The 19450-nt window shown below is 46.2% G+C and carries 18 protein-coding genes and 1 pseudogene; 17 read left to right on the top strand and 2 right to left on the bottom strand.

Annotation, left to right across the window (positions count from 1 at the left end; translation table 11 throughout):
* Entirely contained in the window at window positions 1–1404 is a 1404-nt protein-coding gene (locus HMPREF9999_RS09310) for a DUF3945 domain-containing protein (protein ID WP_009437848.1), read from the bottom strand.
* A gap of 389 nt (window positions 1405–1793) precedes the next feature.
* On the opposite strand from HMPREF9999_RS09310, the gene HMPREF9999_RS09305 reads away from it, so the two are divergent.
* From HMPREF9999_RS09305 to HMPREF9999_RS09230, 16 genes are all read left to right on the top strand, one after another.
* Window positions 1794–2795, top strand: coding sequence for a hypothetical protein (locus tag HMPREF9999_RS09305; RefSeq protein WP_157049655.1), 1002 nt, complete (start codon window positions 1794–1796; stop codon window positions 2793–2795).
* A 58-nt stretch (window positions 2796–2853) separates the two neighbouring features.
* A complete protein-coding gene (locus HMPREF9999_RS09300) occupies window positions 2854–4104 on the top strand; it encodes a glycosyltransferase family 4 protein (protein ID WP_009437846.1) in 1251 nt (416 codons plus the stop codon).
* Window positions 4105–4112: 8 nt separating this feature from the next.
* Complete coding sequence (locus HMPREF9999_RS09295; protein ID WP_052316511.1) at window positions 4113–4913, top strand: glycosyltransferase family A protein; 801 nt, start codon at window positions 4113–4115, stop codon at window positions 4911–4913.
* 176 nt (window positions 4914–5089) lie between these two features.
* A complete protein-coding gene (locus HMPREF9999_RS09290; RefSeq protein ID WP_009437844.1) occupies window positions 5090–5395 on the top strand; it encodes a hypothetical protein in 306 nt (101 codons plus the stop codon).
* Entirely contained in the window at window positions 5362–5664 is a 303-nt protein-coding gene (locus HMPREF9999_RS09285; RefSeq protein ID WP_009437843.1) for a hypothetical protein, read from the top strand. The genes HMPREF9999_RS09290 and HMPREF9999_RS09285 overlap by 34 nt, the downstream gene beginning before the upstream one ends.
* Before the next feature lie 93 nt (window positions 5665–5757).
* Window positions 5758–7533 carry an erythromycin esterase family protein gene (locus tag HMPREF9999_RS09280; RefSeq protein ID WP_009437842.1) on the top strand — a complete coding sequence of 592 codons (1776 nt, stop codon included), beginning with the start codon at window positions 5758–5760 and terminating at the stop codon, window positions 7531–7533.
* 454 nt (window positions 7534–7987) lie between these two features.
* On the top strand, window positions 7988–9256 hold the full coding sequence (locus HMPREF9999_RS09275; RefSeq protein WP_009437841.1) for an HlyD family secretion protein: 1269 nt from the start codon (window positions 7988–7990) through the stop codon (window positions 9254–9256).
* A 123-nt stretch (window positions 9257–9379) separates the two neighbouring features.
* A complete protein-coding gene (locus tag HMPREF9999_RS10375; RefSeq protein WP_044063455.1) occupies window positions 9380–11137 on the top strand; it encodes a glycosyltransferase in 1758 nt (585 codons plus the stop codon).
* A 167-nt stretch (window positions 11138–11304) separates the two neighbouring features.
* Window positions 11305–12072: a DUF6973 domain-containing protein gene (locus HMPREF9999_RS10805; protein WP_009437838.1), complete on the top strand. Its 768-nt coding sequence runs from the start codon at window positions 11305–11307 to the stop codon at window positions 12070–12072.
* Window positions 12063–12506, top strand: coding sequence for a hypothetical protein (locus HMPREF9999_RS09260; RefSeq protein ID WP_157049654.1), 444 nt, complete (start codon window positions 12063–12065; stop codon window positions 12504–12506). Before HMPREF9999_RS10805 ends, HMPREF9999_RS09260 begins: the two co-directional genes overlap by 10 nt.
* A 104-nt stretch (window positions 12507–12610) precedes the next feature.
* Complete coding sequence (locus HMPREF9999_RS10515; RefSeq protein WP_157049653.1) at window positions 12611–13177, top strand: leucine-rich repeat domain-containing protein; 567 nt, start codon at window positions 12611–12613, stop codon at window positions 13175–13177.
* 117 nt (window positions 13178–13294) lie between these two features.
* Window positions 13295–13489, top strand: coding sequence for a hypothetical protein (locus HMPREF9999_RS10510; protein ID WP_157049652.1), 195 nt, complete (start codon window positions 13295–13297; stop codon window positions 13487–13489).
* Window positions 13486–13824, top strand: coding sequence for a hypothetical protein (locus tag HMPREF9999_RS09245; RefSeq protein ID WP_009437834.1), 339 nt, complete (start codon window positions 13486–13488; stop codon window positions 13822–13824). The genes HMPREF9999_RS10510 and HMPREF9999_RS09245 overlap by 4 nt, the downstream gene beginning before the upstream one ends.
* A gap of 58 nt (window positions 13825–13882) precedes the next feature.
* Window positions 13883–14596, top strand: coding sequence for a tetratricopeptide repeat protein (locus HMPREF9999_RS09240; protein ID WP_009437833.1), 714 nt, complete (start codon window positions 13883–13885; stop codon window positions 14594–14596).
* Between the two features lie 13 nt (window positions 14597–14609).
* Entirely contained in the window at window positions 14610–14948 is a 339-nt protein-coding gene (locus tag HMPREF9999_RS09235; protein ID WP_044063453.1) for a hypothetical protein, read from the top strand.
* Between the two features lie 82 nt (window positions 14949–15030).
* Window positions 15031–17247 carry a peptidase domain-containing ABC transporter gene (locus HMPREF9999_RS09230; protein WP_009437831.1) on the top strand — a complete coding sequence of 739 codons (2217 nt, stop codon included), beginning with the start codon at window positions 15031–15033 and terminating at the stop codon, window positions 17245–17247.
* 66 nt (window positions 17248–17313) lie between these two features.
* Here the strand turns inward: HMPREF9999_RS09230 and mobC are convergent, their stop codons facing one another.
* Window positions 17314–19302 carry a conjugal transfer protein MobC gene (mobC, locus tag HMPREF9999_RS09225; protein ID WP_044063457.1) on the bottom strand — a complete coding sequence of 663 codons (1989 nt, stop codon included), beginning with the start codon at window positions 19300–19302 and terminating at the stop codon, window positions 17314–17316.
* Here mobC and HMPREF9999_RS10370 point away from each other — a divergent pair.
* Window positions 19253–19450, top strand: a pseudogene (locus HMPREF9999_RS10370) (DUF4138 domain-containing protein); the annotation flags it as partial. The gene mobC and the pseudogene HMPREF9999_RS10370 sit on opposite strands and share 50 nt — an antisense overlap.

Below are 19450 nucleotides of genomic sequence, written 5' to 3'. Positions count from 1 at the left end.
TCACATCTTGCGGCCGCGCTTTGCTTTTTGTTCTTGCTTGGCTTGCTGCGCTTCCGTAGGTTGGGTTTGTTGGGATTTGAGTGGTTCTTTGAGGTCTTTCGTGGCTTCATTGGTCTTGCCGTGGTTATTGACCGCAACTTGAGTTTTATTCTCTTCGGCTACGGCTTCAACCTTACCCTTGTCTTGCTTCTTGTCAGGATTCCATTTATAGAAGCGAGGTCTATTCTGTTCTTTGTCCATACGGACATAGGCATAGATGCTCTTGCCCTCCTTGTCTACCATATTCTTGAGATAGAGCGTGCTGCCTGCATTCAAGGATTCGCGCTGTTTATCGGAGAGGGTGAGTCCACAGAGCTTACGTGGAATTCCGCCTTGCTTTTGTCCTTGTTCTTGGTGTTGTGCCTTGCGCTCCTGCAAACTCTTCTTGTCACCAAAGATAAATTCGATGCCTTTCTTCTCGGCATTGACTTGGAGTGTAGCGTCAAAGGATTTGCCGTTCTTAGAAGTCATCCCTTCTACCTTCACAGCCTTGCCTTCTATGAGGTCTTTGTATTGCTGGTCTGAGAGCGTTACCCCCTTTATCTCCTTGGGAATAGACACTCTGTCGGCACGCAAAGCGATAACTTCATTCGTCTGTGGGTCAATGGAAACATAGGCTGAGAAAGGCTCGCCACTCTTGGGCGTTACTTCAATGGTTTTACCCAAATTTCCCGTTGCCAAAAGGTTTTCTTTTTCCTCGTTCGAGAACTTGTGTCCCATATAGGGAAAGTCGAGTTGCGGTTCTTTTCTTAGGGAATGAACGGCAAGTGATATTTTCCCTTCTTCATCTGTTCGGAACGCAAGGCGTGCTTCGGTGTGGATGGTGGTTTCTCCTACGGGAATGGCAATCGGCAAAAGATTGGTTTTCTGCCAATTGAGCATTTTGTCGAGTTCGCCGTTCTGTTCGAGTTTTTCTTTAGAAAGTCCCAAGGTTTCAAGCATCTTCCAGTCTACTCGTTCGGGATTGATGGCTGTGGCATTCTTCTGCTGAGGAAGGTAATCTTCGAAATCGAGCTGAATGTCTTTTATCTTCTGCTGATTGTCGGGATTTTGCTTGTTTTGCAGCATTGTTTTGAGATTCGCCACGCCTTGTTCCACATTGTCAGCAAGCACCTTGTACAAGCCAAAACGCTTGGGCTCATTGAACTGTTTGAGAAAATTCTCCATGAAGTTCTTCAAGAGTCCATCTCTGCTATTGAATTTGAGGAAGTCGCCTTGGTTGGCTTCTTCGGCAGGGGCTGTCTTGAGTTTCCCCTTTTCATTGATGTTTGAAACTACGGAAAGTTTACCTACCTCCGCCTCATTTTTGACCTCTGTGCGGTCTTCCAAGACTAGCACATAGTCGTCCATGTGATTGTTGTCCATATTGATGCTATTAGTTGATATTTAATACTCTAAGAAGCAAAAATACAGACTAAGACAACACACTAAGCAGAGGGAGGATAAGGAAGGAAGAAAAGAGGAATATGAGGAAAAAATTTTTCACCCCAAAAACAACAAAATCATTTGTTCGAATAGAAATTTTATTCTATTTTTGCGGAAAATTAAAGATGATAAGATTCTCTTGGTATACGTACTTGCAGCCTGACATGGAAGCTAGAGCGTTACTTTATAGTGACTGAATACATCTTCAATGGGCTTCCTTCTATTGAACTCTGATGTATAGACAAAAGTCTATAAACGAACAGAGGTGAGTCGTAAGGCTCTTGATGCTCAAGAGAGCAAGTGAAATTAACTATAACCATTTACGAGTTATGATAACATTAATTTCTTCTCATTTAGATTTAGGACAAAGAAGTATTCTACTTCAGTATGTAGATGCTATCCGTCTCAATGCAACCTCTACAGAGGCTGTAGGATTAGCATACGGCCTTGCAGGAATAAGCATTGCACTCATGGAAACAGCAACGTTGCTAGGCGATAAGAAACTAGAAAACGAAGCAATATCTTTATTGAAATCTTGCTTGATCAATCACCATGTTGACCTCTCTTTTGAAAATGGTTGGGGCGGAATCCTCTATGCGACTCGCTATCTCATAAGAACCGACTTATTAGAGATTGATTATGGTGAAGTGTTGGGAAAACAAGAGGCACTTGTAGCTAAGCATATTCATGAGCTTAGTGCAGATACCCATAATTTCAAGTCTCATGTTGAAGCTTGCAGCTATGCTTTGTTGTATGCAGACCAGCATAATGCCAGTTGCTTCCAGCTGCTCACCAACAATTTCAATCAACTCTTTGCGCACTATGCTGAAAGATGGCGCAAATGGTATGCAGAAGACAAAGATTTTATCGACGAATCAGAGCTGGCACAATGGCATCAATTGGTGCATCTTGCGCAGCAATTTAATTATCGTGCCGATGCTACGCATCTGGCTTTCTATCAAAGATGCGTCAAAAACCACCGCATCAAAGAAAGCTCCCTTCATCACCTCCGCATCAACTGCCTTCGGGGCAAGTCTATAGACCTTAAACGGTTCATTCACTACACCGAACGACATGCCTTACTCTCTTCTCTCGAAGACCTCATCTCACTTTATATCCTCTCATCTAGCTCTCGCAGAGAACTAGAGGCATTGCTTTTCCCCTTAATTTTCGATCATCCTGAAAAACGAGTGGAACAACTCATTCCTCTGCTCAGGCAATGTCCGCTCTGCTGCCTTAAAAATGGTCTTTCTCGGCTTTTGCTCTTCATCGTTTGGCTTTACCTCCCTGAAGGACAGCATCGCAATGTCCTCTCTCATTGCTTAATTTAATCCTCACTAAGTCTTAATTTGAGTCTCATCAAGAGGCGCAATTCTAAAACCCTTTGCCATGACCTCCAAAAATCCTCTTTTGATTTTAGCAGAAATGGCTACTTCAGGTGCCACGACAGGAGTGAACCGCTACCTTTCGCAGTGGTTGGGTGCGCTGGCCAATGCTCAAACTCGCATTATATACCTGCGCTTTGAGAGTAACCGCTTTAATTATCTCGTGCATCGAAAGCAGAAACAGCATTATCTAGAAGTCACGATTCCGCTTCCAGAAGCGGTACCTACGCTTGTGGGGCGCCAAAGTCGCATGCAACAGTATATGGAAGTGATTTTCCCCTCTATTCAAGATTGCTTTGAAGAGGGCTGCATCTTGCATCTACACACGATTAATCTGATAGATTTAGCACTGCATGTGAGGAAAAGAATGGGGTGTCACGTCATCATGCATCTACATTGTATTCCCTGGAAGAATTTATACAACAGCAATCGTGAACGTTTTGCATTCTTGCAAAGAAAAGTAACACAGCACCAAAAGGCACGGTTAAGTAAAGCTGAGTTCTACGTCATAAGCAACGAACAAGAAGCTTATGAACACGCTGATGAAATCATTTGTGTAACTCATTCTGGTCAGGCATTTCTAGAGCAACAAGGCATTGACAATCGTAAAATAAGCGTTATTTACAATGGTCTACCTGATAGTCCAACTCCAATAAGGCGCAACTACCAATTATCTCCTCTTCCTAAGGTGCTATTTGTAGGTTCTGCCCATCAGAGTAAAGGACTTTCTTTCGTGATAAAAGCCATAGACCAACTGCAAAAATATGGTTATCCTGTGGAACTAATCATAGCAGGTAGGGTGCGCCCACAGCATAAGGCTCAATGGCAAGAAGAGTTTCCTCATCTGCATCTAGATTTCAAAGGAAATCTTCCGTATGAAGAGCTTTGTGTGCTGTATAGTGAAGCAGACATCGGCGTAATAGCTTCTTTACAAGAACAATGTAGCTATGCTGCCATCGAAATGATGATGCACGCGCTCCCAATAGTTTCTACTGCAGTAGATGGGCTAGGCGAAATGTTCACACATGAGCAAGACGCGCTGCTAACCGACGTAGACGTGAATGAAGATGGAATGCTCACGTTTGATGTGAACCAGCTCACGACTCATCTCATCCGTTTACTCCATGATAGGAATTTGCGACAACGCATCGGCCATGCTGCACGACAACGTTACCTGCAACAATTCTCTATGGCGGCAATGTATCGTCAGACACTTCAAGTCTATCACCAAATTCTAAAATCATGCCCAGAGTAAGTATCACTATGACAGCCTATAATGCAGAGAAATATATAACAGATGCTTTGCAAAGTGTATTAATGCAATCATTTGACGATTTTGAATTCATTATCGTTGATGATGGTTCTTCAGATGCAACATGGCAGATACTCAATGATTGCTCTGACAAACGATTAATTATTCTACGAAATGAGCATGATTATATTGCTTCTCTCAACTGTGCAATGCACATGGCTCGTGGTGAATATATTGTGCGCATGGATGCAGACGACATGATGCATCCCGACCGCCTTTCGATGCAAGTCTCTTTGATGGAGCAAAATCCTGAATTGGATGTTTGTACCACATGGATGGAAGGTTTTGATTTGCGTGGCATGCACTACGTTGCACCCAGTGCGAAAGGAAAGCTCGAGCACCCTCTGCTTCACTTATTACACAAGAACAATCTCTATCACCCAACGGCTATCATACGAAGTTCTTTTTGGAAGAAGCACCATTTGCACTACGATTCAGATTATATCTATGCTGAAGATTACAAATTATGGAGTGAATGCGCTAAACTTGGGGCGACGTTCTTTGTCATCCCCCAGTGTTTGCACTACTACCGAGTCAGTGCTCAGCAAGTATCTCGTACTAAAGCGACAGCACAAGCAGAAGTGTCGCATCGCATCCAACAAGAAATCGTGGAGCATATCACAAAGCAGTCTAGACAAGGCCAGCACATAGGCGAATTGCATCAAATGCTCTTGACGTTGGAAAAAGAACATCTGCTCAACCACAAGGAACTCATCACCCTATGTCTCAATCTTTGCCGTCGAATAGTTTGACTTTTTACGAAATAAACGATTGAAAAGGAAGATTTTCTCTCCTCAAATCGCTCATCCGCTCCGAGCGGTTCTCGGAAAATCATGTTGGACTTCTAATGAGTGCTAGTGCATTATCCTAGGCTTGTCACATAGCACCGCAGCACGTCCAACTTAACTTTCAAAACCATACAACAACTATGGCACGCATCACAAAAGCCTCTTTGGAAGAGTTTGCCAAAGAGGTCGCAGCTCTCGAAGCTGCTGAAGCAACAATCCTCTCCCCCAAAGAGATGGAACGCTACGCTGTGGTGGTCGCTATGGTGCTTACACCTCATTGGGTACTAGCCAAAGCGACCACGAAGCCCACACTCTCGCTGGGCTTGAACACAATTTGCTCTCCACAGAAGTGGGGAGTACAATTCACAAGTCTGTCAACGATTCAACAGAATTTTCCCCGATGTCTATGCCAATGGCTAAAGACATTGAACTGCCAGAAGTGGTAATCAAAGGACGTCCTGAATTTGGGCATGATAACTCAGGCGGTATTTTGTATTCAGGTGGATACGTAGCAGGATTTATGGCTGGTGAAAGCCCAGATTGGAAAGACGATTTAGGCATTATCTTACGTATTTCGGGTGCTGCCATGTTGATGGGTCATGAACCGGGAAAAATAGATTATGATATGCAAAAGTATATGTTCGGCCTGACCAAGGGTCTCATTGACGGAAGGGCAAGTAGAGCAAAAAACGAAGAAGAAGCTAAGAAGAAATAGTACTCTTTTCGCTCTGTGTTCACATAGCTAAAGTGTTTCCTTTCCCACAGATGCATCATTGCCATAATCACAACATGGCTGTTCTCTATTTGTTTGGGAATATGCAGTGTACCCGATAAGCATCCCATCAACTATGCTCAGTACTATCGCTTCAATCTAAGAGAGAATGAAGCAATTGGGCTGGACTGGGTCTACGATTTCGCATTACAATACCACAATATGCAAGGTATTGCCATACACAAAGGAGATACCTGCAAACTATTCATGTATGTTCCCAATAAATTTATAGACCGAATGAAGGTGGATGCGACGCAAACACTCATTCTTCCTCCTTCTAACCACAGCACAGCTACATTGGTGCTTGACGTAAAGCAGAATCATATAGATTCATTGCGCGTTGTGTTGTCTATGCTCAACGATCAAGAAGAGATCGTGCAACAAACCTCAAGTTACTTGCCACTAGACAGCGCAAGAAGAAGTTATCAGATTGCTCTGAATAGTGAAAAGGCGAAATTACTACGCATTAACCTCCAAGCCATAGGCAACAACAGAGAGAAAATGAACATACTACGCATCTTCTCCATCGATGTTCTCATCAATGGTCGTTCTATTGCTAAAGACACCGTACCCCAAACCTCAATTGTCCCTATCAAGCACTACACCCCAACGCCTCAACAACTCATTCCCTCTCAGCAATTCCCTGCACAAGCTCGCATCATTGCCTTTGGCGAAAGCGTGCATCACAACCCCACCCTGCAAAAAGCCATCTACAATAACATCCTACAGCTCGTCAAGACAAAGCAATCTAGGCTGATTCTCGTAGAGCAAACACCTACCTCCTCTCTCGCTCTGCAATACTATATTGATCATCCCAACTACCCACTCTATTTTCCCATCGCCCCCACCGTTCAGGCTTTTCTTGATAGCCTGAGAACAATCAACGAAAGTCGAAATGAGAAGAAAAAAATCGTACTAGCTGGCATCGACATCAATAGCTTCCACAACGACACACAAGGCACGCTGCTCGAACTCTACGACTTTCTCACCTCACTCCCTAATTGGCAGCAACAAAAATTCTGCTATCCCTTGCTCATTGCCCTAGCCGAACAAAATCATCCAGCTGCGCTGCAAGCCTATCAAGCTCACCAAGCACAATTTCAGCGATGGTTATCACCCCTGCTCGCACAGACACTGCAACATCATATACTCATCGACCAAACATTGCCTAAAGACTATACTTGTTTCAACAAACGCGACTCAATGATGGCAGAGAATCTCAAATGGTTCACGCAGCAAGTGACCTCTCCAAAAACGTTGTTGTACCTGCACGCTCAGCATATCGCCAAAGGCGACTACGCTCCTCTCCCCAATATTATCCCAATGGGGCATACGCTCGCCCAAGAATATGGCGAAACGTATTTTCCTTTACTCTTCACCTACGGCACAGGCGACAACAGTTTACTAGAAGATTCACTCGTAGAAAAGCGAGGGATGCAAACTCCTCCCATCGACAGCTTTGAGGGACAAGCAATGCTTATCGCAGACTCTGCTTTCTACGTACCGTTGGACAAAACATTCGACCAACTTCAGAAGGCAAGATTCCGAGGTATGCCCTTTCTCTCACATTGTTTCTTCCCGATGAATCTCTATCGTCGCTTCTCAGGTGCATTTTTCCTCAAGCATTGTCCTTTCACCCCCATCATCTTCCCTAGCACTGAAGCACGCATCAAAGCACACGATGAAGCGGCCAAAAAGCGAAGAGCAAAGGTGAAACAACTGCGACAACTCATCGCTCCCCCGCGCGCGTCACTGCAAAAACGTGATTTTTGCTGTCACATCTGTCACAAATCGAAGTGCAGGATAGGCTAAATCATTCAAAATAAACAAGAAACACAAATATATAGGGACATTCATCAGAAAATCGCGGAGATTTGCGCAAAAAACTCGGAGCTTTTTAGTCTAGACAGCCTAGAAAGGCTAGAAAATCTAGAGAACCGAGCTAGCTCTGTGAAAGCCGTGACAGCAAAAAATGAAGTTTGCAGTAACGCGCGCGCATGAGAGCAGGAGGCTAATCAAAAGAATCGGAGCTATCGGATAAATCAGAGCCATCCGACACGACAGATAACTCCGATTGCTCTGATAACTCCGATAATTCCGACGACTCCGATCCCTCTGATAACTCGGATTTCTCCATTTCTCCGAGCGTCCAACATCTTTTAGCGCAATTTTTGTCCCTAAAGGTCATTATCCATGCCTACATCTATAGAGGGGCATCCTCAATCATCATTATTCCCAACATTCACCCCCAAATACACAAGCTCCTATGCCCCATCGAAGTGAAGAAGTGCAAGACATCATCGACCGTATGCCAACTGGCTGGTGCGGATGGGCGGTGGCCATCGTGGCAACCCTCATCGCTGTATTGCTCACACTGAGCTGCATCATCCGCTATCCCGAAACGGTGGACGGACAAGTGTCGATCACGGCCAACACCGCCCCCGTGCGACTTGTTGCTGCCACCAACGGCCGACTACACTTGCTCCTGCCTCGTGGAGCTAACGTGCAACAAGGTGATGTGCTGGCCTATGTGGAAAGTGGAACCAACTATCAGCACTATCTCACCCTCAAGAGTTGGCTAGCACAAGGCGATTCCGCCATTGCACCTCCGACACAGCACCTCGAATTGGGCGAACTCTCCAGCACCTACAACACGTTTCTCTTCTCCCTGCAACGCTATCTTCGCCTCATCCGCTCTCCTCGCTATGCCACCGTGCGCAAAAGTTTGCAAGCTCAGATTGAAGCCGACCAAAAAGTTGCCGCTCAATTGGCGAAAAGCAACGCACTTCGCAGCAAGGTGAGTGAGAATTTGGCGCACGAGATGCACCGCGACAGCCTGCTCATCGTTGATGGCTATGTGTCGAAAAGTGAAATGGAGGCCAATGCCAACAACTACTATGCACAGGCCGATGCTGCAGTCAATGTGCAAGCCACTCATTATGCCAAACAAGCCGACATCCGACGCTCGCAAACCGAGATTGCACGCAGTCAGCAGGAAGAAGCCGAAACAATCGAGGAAGCACGTTCCGACCTCGAAGCCAAACGCAATGTTTTGCAGGGCGAAATGCGCTTGTGGGAAGAAAAATACCTCCTCCGCGCTCCGATGATGGGACAGTTGGACTATCTCGGATTTTGGCACGAGAACACCACTATCGCAGCTGGCACGGAAGTATTCAGCATCCTTCCTCCTCACAATCAAGTCATTGGCGAAGCACACATTTCAGCGATGGGCGCAGGCAAGGTGCGTGTGGGACAAACGGTGAATGTGAAACTACAGGATTTCCCATACGATGAGTTTGGACAACTTAAAGGTCGCGTTGCTGCCATCTCTCGGCTCACCAACAAGTTGCAAACCGACAATCACGTGATGGAAACCTACTTGGTGCAAATCCAATTTCCCGAAGGCCTCATCACCAACTACCACCAGCAACTTCCGCTCAACTTTGAGAGCAAAGGCACGGCTGAGATTATCACCCAACCCAAGCGACTCATCCAACGACTCTTCGACAATCTCAAAGCAAAAACAGAAAAATAACACACTATCAACAAACAAAACAACACACCAGGCACGATTGTTTATCATCGTGGAAAGACGATTCTTCGGAAACAGTCTTATATACATTCCACCGACAACGTCGAACCCTAACTTGATGAGCTTATGAAAATAGCTTTTCTCTCCTCACTCGATCCCACAAATATCCGTTCTTGGTCAGGAACGCTCCACCATATGCTCCACGCATTACAACAACACAATGAAGTGGAATGGGTCGGTGGTGATCTCTATGAAGAAAAGTGGCAGATGCATCAGATGAAACATCCTCAGATGCGCTTCATTCCAGAGATGTATGTAGACTATTGGGGAGTGATGCTGGAAGATTTCTTTCGACTTCACCACTATGATGTCATCATTGCACGCGACTATTATTTCATTGCACAGCTAGATACTACAATTCCTATCATCTATGTGGGCGACACCACAACTGATTTGATGAAAAAATATCTGCGACTGCCCACGCATTTTGCCAACTTCGCTGATCTGGTGGAACACGATACCATAGAACGCGCCACACAAGTGGTCTATTCCTCGGAGTGGTCTGCCCGCAATGCTATCGATCATTATGAGGCATCGCCAGACAAAGTACACGTCATTGAGTTTGGAAGTAACCTCATTGTCCCTGCATCAGAACAAACGCTGCCACAATATCAAGAAGTCTGTCACCTACTCTTCGTGGCCAAAGATTGGGAAATGAAGGGTGGGCAAGAAGTGCTAGACACTTATCGTCTGCTCCAACAAAAAGGATTTCCTTGTCAGCTAACGCTCATCGGAAAGCATCCCAACAACCTGCCCGAAGACGTTGAAGCCATTGATTTCTTGGATAAATCAAAAACCGAAGGCCGTGCACTCCTCGTTCAGAAGTTTAGGGAAGCCAACTTCTTCTTCATGCCCACCAAGTTTGACTGTTTCGGCATCGTCTATGCCGAAGCAGCAACCTTTGGACTACCATCGCTGGCCACAAATGTGGGTGGTGTTTCCCAAGTGGTGAGAGAAGGTGTGAATGGTATGCTATTCTCCCCAAACGACACTCCTGAAACAATGGCCGAACGCATCATTGCTCTCTATCAACATAGAGAAGCCTATGAACAACTGTGTCGTTCCGCTCAAACAGATGCCCGACAACGCCTCAACTGGCAAGTGTGGGGTGAGAAGATGCAAGGGATACTCGAAACAACGCTAGAGAATTTAGGAATACAGCCCTCAACACAGACCGTTGCGACAATCCCCACTTACGTCATCAACCTCAAACAACGCACCGAACGTAAAGAACACATCATCAATGAGTTCAACAATCACCCTGAGTTTGATGCTCATCTGGTAGAAGCCTGCGAACATCCCAATGGTGCAGTAGGTTTATGGCAAAGCATCTGCAAAATCGTGCGACAAGCCAAGGCGCAGCACCTGGATTACGTTCTCATCTGTGAAGACGACCACTGTTTTACGCAGCACTACAGCAAGGAGTACTTCCACACCAACCTCCAACAAGCACAAAAACAAGGTGCACTCTTGCTCAATGGCGGAATAGGTGGTTTTGGCACAGCTGTGCGTGTGAGTGCGCACCGTTATTGGGTGGATTGGTTTTGGAGTACTCAGTTTGTCGTCATCTATGCCCCACTCTTTGACGACATACTAGCTTATGCTTTCCAAGCCACAGACACCGCAGATGGCGTTCTCTCTGCGCTAACTCCCTATAAAATGGCGATTTATCCTTTCATCTCTGTACAAAAGGGTTTTGGCTATTCTGATGTTTCGGAGAGCAACGATCGATTTCCCGAGCGTGTCGAACACTATTTCGAGAAGAGTAGCCAACGCCTTGCTCACCTCCACAACATATCACAATACTTCCTCCATAAAGGATGAAATACCTCTCATCAATCCTATCCGCAACGCTGCGTGAAGGATTCATCCGTTCCGAGCGGTTCTCGGAAATTCTCGCTGACAAGGTGCAAAAGACAGCGGCAATCATCCTAGGTCTTGCACAAGTTGATGCATCAAAGCAGCAATTCACCTTTTAATCCCATACAATTATGGCTAAAATCACCAAGCAGTCTTTGGCAGAATTTGCCAAAGCGATGGCAGCTCTCGATACTGCTGATCAAGAATGGATTCTCTCTCGCGAAGAGATGCAATCTTTCTCCGCGGGTCGCGATGAAATGGCCGCCTACTTCGGCGACAACCAACGCGACCAAGCCAACCACGTCCTCGCAGGACTCGGCAATGACTTGCTCACCACGGAAGTGGGGGAAGGAGACAACACTACCTCTCCCTTGATAGCGTCTACTATGCAGGAAGAAAATCCTAATATGCCTCCAATGCATATTGGAATTTTCAGTTCAGAATCTCCCAGTTCAGGTGCATGGGATGATTGCAGTGGGGGATATTGTGATCCTAGTGGAGGATATGGCTATGGTACTAGCACAGGCTCCACTGACACAAGTAACGCATTGCGCCACCCATTACTAGCCTTAGAATTCAAAAAAAATGCCGATCGCGCTTCTGAGATGACAAAAAACCTTCCTGGACAACGTAACGGTTATGGAGACGCAATACGTCATTGCCTTTGGTCTGCAATGAACCAAATGGATGCAGGAAAGGATTCAAAAGTCGCAAAAGAATTCGGAGATGGACATGAGAATGTTCCTAACAATCCAGAACGCGAAAAGAAAATGGATTTGCACAATAACTCCGTTGGCTATGAACTTGGAAAACAAGCACTCAAAAACGGATGGTCCGAAAAACGACTTTTGGAAGAAGTCGAAAAAGCCGCTTGCAATGGTAGGTTAATATGGTACTAGTAACTCGTTTCTTATCCATCTGCTTACTTGGCACGCTATTGTCCACGCTATGTTCGTCATGTGCCAAGCAGATTCAGCCACGCTATGAAGTGATTGCTCATCACCAAACATTCACTATGCAAGAGTTCTGCCCTGTAAACTGCGACAGTTTCTATGTGCTACCGCCCTATGGCACTCAGCAGCTAGACAGCCTCCCCTTTGCAATCTCACAAGAGCAGAGAGAAGAACTCTACGCTGCAACAATGTCAGACCGCACAGCAAGCATATTGTTTATCCACAACCATAAGTTGGTAGACTATGCTATCATAGAAGGCGGAAAAGCAGATTTCCGCAACTTCCCTTCTCGCAAAAGCTATCCTATGCAACAATGCTTGGTAGCTCAAGAAGAGAAAGATGAACCTTGGCCCCACATCAAAGCGTGTCATCGTGATTGATGAATAGAACTCACCATCTATAAATTCTCTCCTCCCTCTCTGCCTTAAGGTTGTATGAGGGGGGAGAAAGGTTCACTACTTTCAGTATATTGTCTTTTATCGCTATGTCACAATCATCGATCCATCCTAAAATTACCCTTTGCGCATTCGTCCTTTGCGCAATGGTAAGCTTCTGTTTGTCGTTCATTCCGCAAACAGGGCAGCAAGCTGACAAACTCGCAGCCGTATATCGCCTGCCTTGGGGGACGCATATCAAGCATCTTGACCTCTCAGGGCAGAAGCTGACGGAAATCCCTTGTCTTTCAATGTACGACATCGAATCGCTCGACCTCTCGCACAATGACATTCAGCGACTTACACCAGAACAGCTGCGCCATCTCCCTTTGTCCCTGAAGCAGCTGAATCTCTCACACAACGAGCTAGAACAATATGTTGACATCTATCCCTATGTGAATATCGAATACCAATATGGCATTAAGGTGGCAGACGTGAGCAACAACCCCAAATTATCTAACATCGTTCCTTGCTACAGCCGCACAAATCCTCATACCCAACAACTCAAACGCGAAGGAACTGCAGGTGCAGCAGCTCCCTTGCATTATGATGAGGTTCTCGGGCCTCAACTTGCTTTTCAACTAGGGATAAACTTAAGAACATACGGCGAAAAATGAAAATACCTCTCATCTTCCTCGCACTCTGTTGCTTCTTTCAGGGGGAAACAACCACAAAGTCTGTGCATAGTTTGCAAGAACTCTATGCATTGCCTGCTGGTAGTCACCTCACAAATTATGAAACAAACGGTATCATTCATCGCAACATTCCTCTTCTTCAGCACGCTGTCAGTGCTGGCACAAGTAGAGAAGCTCATTCCTCGCGAAAATACGACCTACATTTATGAAGAGGTGCTACAACCACCTTTTCACTATGGTCTTGATCGTACGTTTTTCCTCTTTTGGAGAGATTCAACTGGTGTCCACGTATGAACACTAGTACGGATGAATTCTACACAGCTAGAGAGGGTTATCTTGCTGGCTATGAAATCCGACCTGTCTACAACATCAAAACAGAGCAGCAAGGGATTTCATTTCGCGTAGATGCTGGTATGGAATTCAACATTCCCATCCCCCTCTACATCAAAGATGAAGCAACAGCTGCGAAGATTTGCATCCCCTTGTGGACGCAATATGGAGGATGCCCTCACGAACCTCATCGAGTCTATAGAGGACGCTTGTTTGATGATTGTTTTCAAATCCTGGATACATTGTACGGTGACTCCAACAGTGAATACGCCAAACGCGTCTTTATCCGATGCAATTAAAACTCAATCTCCCTCGTCCTCAAAAATGGGGCGAGGGAGGTGATAAACTTACATCACAATGAAACATCTACTCATCCTACTCGCAGCCATCTTCTGTATAAATGTGGCCGCTGTGCCAGATGATCGGCAATCTCGGCACGATGCAGCAATGACGCTTGTACAAAGCACAAAAGTCCCCAACATCAATATCAGCGGCAGAGAAGACTATCTCATAAACATTCTTGACTGCGCCATTCAGCTTGATCCCAATCTTTGGGAGGCCTATGAGGAAAAGGGGACTATCCTTGCTCTAAGTCATAGAACAAAGGAAGCACTCGCACTCTTCCAACAGCTAGAACGCGAAGGCCGTTTCTCCAGTAATAGTAATTTGTTTTGCCGCCTAGGCGACTATTACTATTGCACCAACGACACCACTCGTGGTCGGGAGAAATTTCTCAAAGCACAAAAGAAGGAAGAAGCTGCCTTTGCCCAGCTACCAAGCGATCCTATCGTTGGAAAGGTGGCTTTCATCTATCGCAGACTCTATGGTCAGCAGGAAGCCTTGAAGAAGTGCAATGCTCTCCTCAAAAAATCTCCCATTACGAGCCAAGAAGCACGCGACAAGGCTTTGCAAGAAGTGCGTCTGTGGACAGAAATTCCTGAATCTATGATTGGCCCTTGTCCGACTTTCGAAACACAGCCTATCGGTCAGCAGCGCATCTACACTCGCACCACTGATCGCATCGACATGTCAAACCTTGAGAGCAACGTGCAAAAGCTCTTCCAAGAATGACAGGCTGCTGAATTTGTCTATTGGCTTCTACGTGGCCTATATGAACGGCATCATGTATTCGCCATATGGTGAATTGGCCAACTATCTCGCAGAGAAGTATGCTCCTGCGGTTGCTCCTCAAAACACCAAGAACTACTACGCGCTGATTGATGGCTCGGATTGCTCTGAAGATCATCTGAAGTCTCTACTCATTAAAGCTCTTGGCAACTATTGGTTTGAAGTGACCTTTGAGGCTGTGGAATATCCCTATGCAAAACCCACCAAGACTGTGCGCCACAAACTGCACATACACGTCAGCATTAAGGATCGTTCCTACTACTTCATCGATCGACTAAAGCATATTTCACAATAAGATACTAACATCAGCTCTCCACTCACTCCGCATGGGTGGGTGGAGAGCATTTTTCTCACTTTCATTCTTAACACCCCACCTTATGAGCCTCTTCCACTCTTTCCCCATCGACTATCAAATGGATACACAAGATTGTGGCCCTGCGTGTCTGAAGATGATTGCGAAGCATTTTGGGAAATACTATTCCCTACAATTGTTGCGCGACAAATGCGGCATCACAAAAGAAGGGGTGACGTTGCTAGACTTGAGTACTGGTGCTGAAAACATCGGACTACACACCGTGTCCGTTTGTTGCAAACTAGAGACACTCATCCAAAAAATCTCCTACCCAGCCATCATCCTTTGGAACGAAAACCACTATGTTGTGGTCTATCGCACCACCAAACGATACATCTATGTGGCCGACCCCACCAAAGGTCACGTGAAATACACCCACACGGAGTTTGCCGAAGGATGGTTGTTGAAAGACGAAGACCATGGCGTGGTGCTTTGCGTTGAACCCTCCGCTGACTTTGGCAAAAATCACGGAGAAAATTCAGGAAACCACGGAGGAAATCCAAGAAATCAGGGAGATTTTCTCACCATTCTTCGCTATTTTGCTCCCTACAAGGCGCAGTTTGTTCTTGTCTTCGCTGTGATGTTCATCGTCACCTTGTTGCAAGGCATCCTGCCTTTCATCTCCAAGGCCGTTATTGACGTGGGCATCAAAACATCCGACGTCAATTTCATCAATATGGTGCTGGTGGGCAACATCAGCATCCTCGTTTCTATCATGATTTTCAACGTGGTGCGCGACTGGTTGCTTATGCACATCACCGCGCGTGTGAACATTGCCCTCATTTCCGACTATCTCATCAAACTGATGAAGCTGCCTGTCACCTTCTTTGAAAACAAACTCTTGGGCGACATCCTTCAGCGAGCGCACGACCACGAGCGCATCCGCAGTTTCATCATGAACAACTCCCTATCGCTCATCTTTTCTACCTTCACTTTCCTGCTATTCTCCGTCATTCTCCTCATCTACAATGCTGTCATCTTCTTCATTTTCATCGGTGGCTCAGTGCTTTATGTGGCGTGGGTGCTACTCTTTTTGAGCGTGCGCAAAAAACTCGATTGGCAATACTTCGAACTCCTCTCGCGCGACCAGAGTTATTGGGTCGAAACTGTAGCGGCTATCCAAGACATCAAAATCTACAACTACGAAAAGACGCGTCGATGGAAGTGGGAAGCCTTGCAAGCTCAGCTCTATCACGTGAACAAACGCGTACTTGCAGTGACCAACCTGCAAAATCTCGGTGCACAATTCATCGATAGCATCAAGAATATGGGCATCGTCTTCTTCTGTGCCACAGCCGTCATCCGAGGTGAAATCACCTTTGGAGTGATGATTTCCACACAATTCATCCTAGGTATGCTCAATGGGCCACTGGTGCAATTCATCAACTTTGTCGTTTCGGCACAATATGCCAAAATCTCATTCCTGCGGATGAACGAAATCCGCCAACTTGAGGACGAGTCCGAACAACTCTCCATCGGCACGACCAACGTGTTGCCCGAAAGCCGAGAAATCACCCTTGAAAACGTGCATTTCCAATACACCGCCACCTCCCCACTTGTCTTGCAACACATCTATCTCACCATCCCCGAGCGCAAAGTCACCGCCATCGTTGGGGGCAGTGGCAGTGGGAAGTCCACTCTCCTCAAACTTCTCATCCGCCTCTACAATCCCTCCTACGGCACCATCAGAATGGGTGGGATGAACACACAAAGCATCAATCTGCGCGAGTGGCGCAAGCTCTGCGGTGTGGTGATGCAAGATGGAAAACTTTTTAGCGAGAGCATCCTCACCAACATCGTCTTAGAAGACGAACGAGTGGACTACGAACAGCTCCAACGTTGCTGCGAGATTGCCCAAATCGCCGATGAGATTTATGCTATGCCCAAAGGTTTCGATACGATGATTGGCGAAAACGGCCGTGGTTTGAGTGGCGGACAAAAGCAACGTCTGCTCATTGCTCGCGCGCTCTATCGCAATCCGCAGATGCTCTTTCTCGACGAAGCCACCAACGCGCTCGACACCCTCAACGAAGCACGCATCACAGCTGCCCTCAACGAAGCTTTCACCGACCGCACGGTTGTCGTCATTGCCCATCGTCTAAGCACCATCCGCCATGCCGACCAAATCGTGGTTATGCATCAAGGGCAAATTGTAGAGGTAGGTACACATGAAGAGCTGATGAAACATGGACGTTTCTATGCCGAATTAGTAGCTTCACAAGCTGAAAAACTACCACAATAACTTATAGCACTAAACAAAATCAATACAATAAACTATTTTCTGGTGGCGCTTTGCATCTTCCGCTTCCTACTCCTTAATCAGCCCCTTTAGCTCTGGGTCATTCTTGATGCGCTCTATCTCGCTGGCGACAAGGGAAAGGATGTCCTGCTTCACACACTTATAGTTGGCTTCGATTGTCTCACGGAGATTGTCGGAGCCATCTTCGTTTGTGAAGTCTGCAATGATGGGAATGGGCTGATACGCCTTCATCTCGGCAGAGACCTTGGCGGAGTTTACAACTATCTCAGCGTGGAAGATTTTCTGCTCGATACGCTCGTCGAAGTTGTCGGAGACGGCTCCGACAAACATGCCTTGTGTGAGGTTGGAGATTTTGGAAGCAGGGATAAGGCTATCGAGTTGTGTGGAGATGGAAGTAGACTTGTCGTTGCGGTTGATGGTCATCGACTGACGTTGCTGAAGGACTTTTCCGAAGCGTTCGGAGAGGGTCTTCGCAGTCTCGCCCACCACCTGCCCAGAGAAGACGTTGCCCACGGTGTTTTGGATAACCTTACTCTCCTTATCGCCATAGTCGCGAGTGAGTTGCGAGAAATCTTGAAATCCCAAACAAACTGCCACTTTGTTAGAGCGAGCTGTGGCAATGAGGTTGTCCAATCCACGGAAGTAGATGGTCGGTAGCTCGTCTATGATGACCGAAGATTTGAGTTGTTTTTTCTTGTTGATGAGTTTCACAATGCGCGAATTGTAGAGTCCAAGTGCTGCCGAGTAGATGTTTTGTCGGTCGGGATTGTTGCCGACAACAAGGACTTTCGGCTCACGTGAGTTGTTGATGTCGAGCGAGAAATCATCTCCTGTCATCACCCAATAGAGAGCGGGCGAAATCATACGTGAGAGCGGTATCTTTGCCGAAGTAATCTGCCCCTGCAACTGGTCTTGCGCACCACCCTCCCAAGCATCCATAAAGGGGGAAAGGTAGTTCGCCAATTCATCATAGGCGGTAAGGATGGGAAATATCTGCGCATAGGGGCGATTGAGGAACTCAATGGCGTGTGGAAAGGTGCAATACTTGCCGTCTTCGTAGATTTTGAGGAACCAAATGATGGCAGCAAGTAAGATGATAGGCGACTCCACGAAGAAATCCCCCTGCTTCTGTATCCACGAGCGGTTGAGATTGAGCATGATTGTGTAAGCACTCTCGTAAGCATCCGAGATGTCCGTCATAAAACTCGGGTTGATGGGATTGCAACGGTGCGATTTTCGAGGGTCATCAAAGTTGATAACGAAGAATTGGGGTTTTACTTCATAAGCATCCAAATGATGGAGCAAATGATTGTAGGCAATCTCTGAGAGGTCAGGAAATTTGTAGTCGTAGATGTACATCGCAAAACCTTTTTCTATTTGTTGCTTGATGTAGTTGTTCACAATGGCATAGGACTTACCAGAACCCGGGGTGCCGAGTACCATTGAAGCACGGAAAGGATTGACGATGTTGATCCACCCTTTGTTCCATTTCTTTTTGTAGTAAAAGCGTGTCGGCAAGTTCACTGAATACTCGTTTTGCATCAGCCGTGTTTCTTGCATAAAACTCTCGTTTTCCATGTTGAAAACGTCATCCATCAGGTTGTTCTTGAGCAAACGACTCATCCAGACCCCAGCCATCAATAGGCAGATATAACCTAGGGACAAAGAGAAGATGTAGATTGATGCTGCACCTACTGCCGAGATGGGCAAAACGAGCAACCACCAATTGAGAAAGAAAAGCACAAAGCCCACGGCAAGGGCTGAGTAAATCATTCCCCACGTTATCTTTTCTTCTTTGACGCCCTTGGTGCCTAAACAAGAAAGCCCAAGGAAGACTACGCAAAAGAGCTTTGTCCACAGAACGGAGGAGAACAAGCCAGTTGTACGTTGAAAATTGAGTAGGATTTTATCTATTATAGCCAGCGTGAAGTGCCACGTTTCAAATGCGCTATAGCAAAACCAATAGCAGTTGATGAGGAGAAAGAGTACGGATATGCCTTTTGCTGTGGACTTTGTGACGTTCAAAGTGGTGGACAAAAAGGTGGCGAAGCGCACTGCGATGCAGGAACAAGTGCTGCAACCGCTTCGTGCTTATCATCAATTATTGGAGGTGAAGGCGAACGACACCCCTCACTGTGTAGGCTTATATACAAAGAAAAATCGTTGTAAGTATAAGTCTTACAAC

The sequence above is a fragment of the Alloprevotella sp. oral taxon 473 str. F0040 genome, assembly GCF_000318095.2.
Lineage (GTDB): Bacteria > Bacteroidota > Bacteroidia > Bacteroidales > Bacteroidaceae > Alloprevotella.
This window is presented reverse-complemented; position numbering and strand designations above follow the sequence as displayed.

What these genes read in the sequence shown, in the direction of transcription:
- HMPREF9999_RS09310 (WP_009437848.1), bottom strand. Translation starts at nt 1,404, where the DNA reads ATGGACAACAATCACATGGACGACTATGTGCTAGTCTTGGAAGACCGC.
- HMPREF9999_RS09305 (WP_157049655.1), top strand. Translation starts at nt 1,794, where the DNA reads ATGATAACATTAATTTCTTCTCATTTAGATTTAGGACAAAGAAGTATT.
- HMPREF9999_RS09300 (WP_009437846.1), top strand. Translation starts at nt 2,854, where the DNA reads ATGACCTCCAAAAATCCTCTTTTGATTTTAGCAGAAATGGCTACTTCA.
- HMPREF9999_RS09295 (WP_052316511.1), top strand. Translation starts at nt 4,113, where the DNA reads ATGACAGCCTATAATGCAGAGAAATATATAACAGATGCTTTGCAAAGT.
- HMPREF9999_RS09290 (WP_009437844.1), top strand. Translation starts at nt 5,090, where the DNA reads ATGGCACGCATCACAAAAGCCTCTTTGGAAGAGTTTGCCAAAGAGGTC.
- HMPREF9999_RS09285 (WP_009437843.1), top strand. Translation starts at nt 5,362, where the DNA reads ATGGCTAAAGACATTGAACTGCCAGAAGTGGTAATCAAAGGACGTCCT.
- HMPREF9999_RS09275 (WP_009437841.1), top strand. Translation starts at nt 7,988, where the DNA reads ATGCCCCATCGAAGTGAAGAAGTGCAAGACATCATCGACCGTATGCCA.
- HMPREF9999_RS10375 (WP_044063455.1), top strand. Translation starts at nt 9,380, where the DNA reads ATGAAAATAGCTTTTCTCTCCTCACTCGATCCCACAAATATCCGTTCT.
- HMPREF9999_RS10805 (WP_009437838.1), top strand. Translation starts at nt 11,305, where the DNA reads ATGGCTAAAATCACCAAGCAGTCTTTGGCAGAATTTGCCAAAGCGATG.
- HMPREF9999_RS09260 (WP_157049654.1), top strand. Translation starts at nt 12,063, where the DNA reads ATGGTACTAGTAACTCGTTTCTTATCCATCTGCTTACTTGGCACGCTA.
- HMPREF9999_RS10515 (WP_157049653.1), top strand. Translation starts at nt 12,611, where the DNA reads ATGTCACAATCATCGATCCATCCTAAAATTACCCTTTGCGCATTCGTC.
- HMPREF9999_RS10510 (WP_157049652.1), top strand. Translation starts at nt 13,295, where the DNA reads ATGAAACAAACGGTATCATTCATCGCAACATTCCTCTTCTTCAGCACG.
- HMPREF9999_RS09245 (WP_009437834.1), top strand. Translation starts at nt 13,486, where the DNA reads ATGAACACTAGTACGGATGAATTCTACACAGCTAGAGAGGGTTATCTT.
- HMPREF9999_RS09240 (WP_009437833.1), top strand. Translation starts at nt 13,883, where the DNA reads ATGAAACATCTACTCATCCTACTCGCAGCCATCTTCTGTATAAATGTG.
- HMPREF9999_RS09230 (WP_009437831.1), top strand. Translation starts at nt 15,031, where the DNA reads ATGAGCCTCTTCCACTCTTTCCCCATCGACTATCAAATGGATACACAA.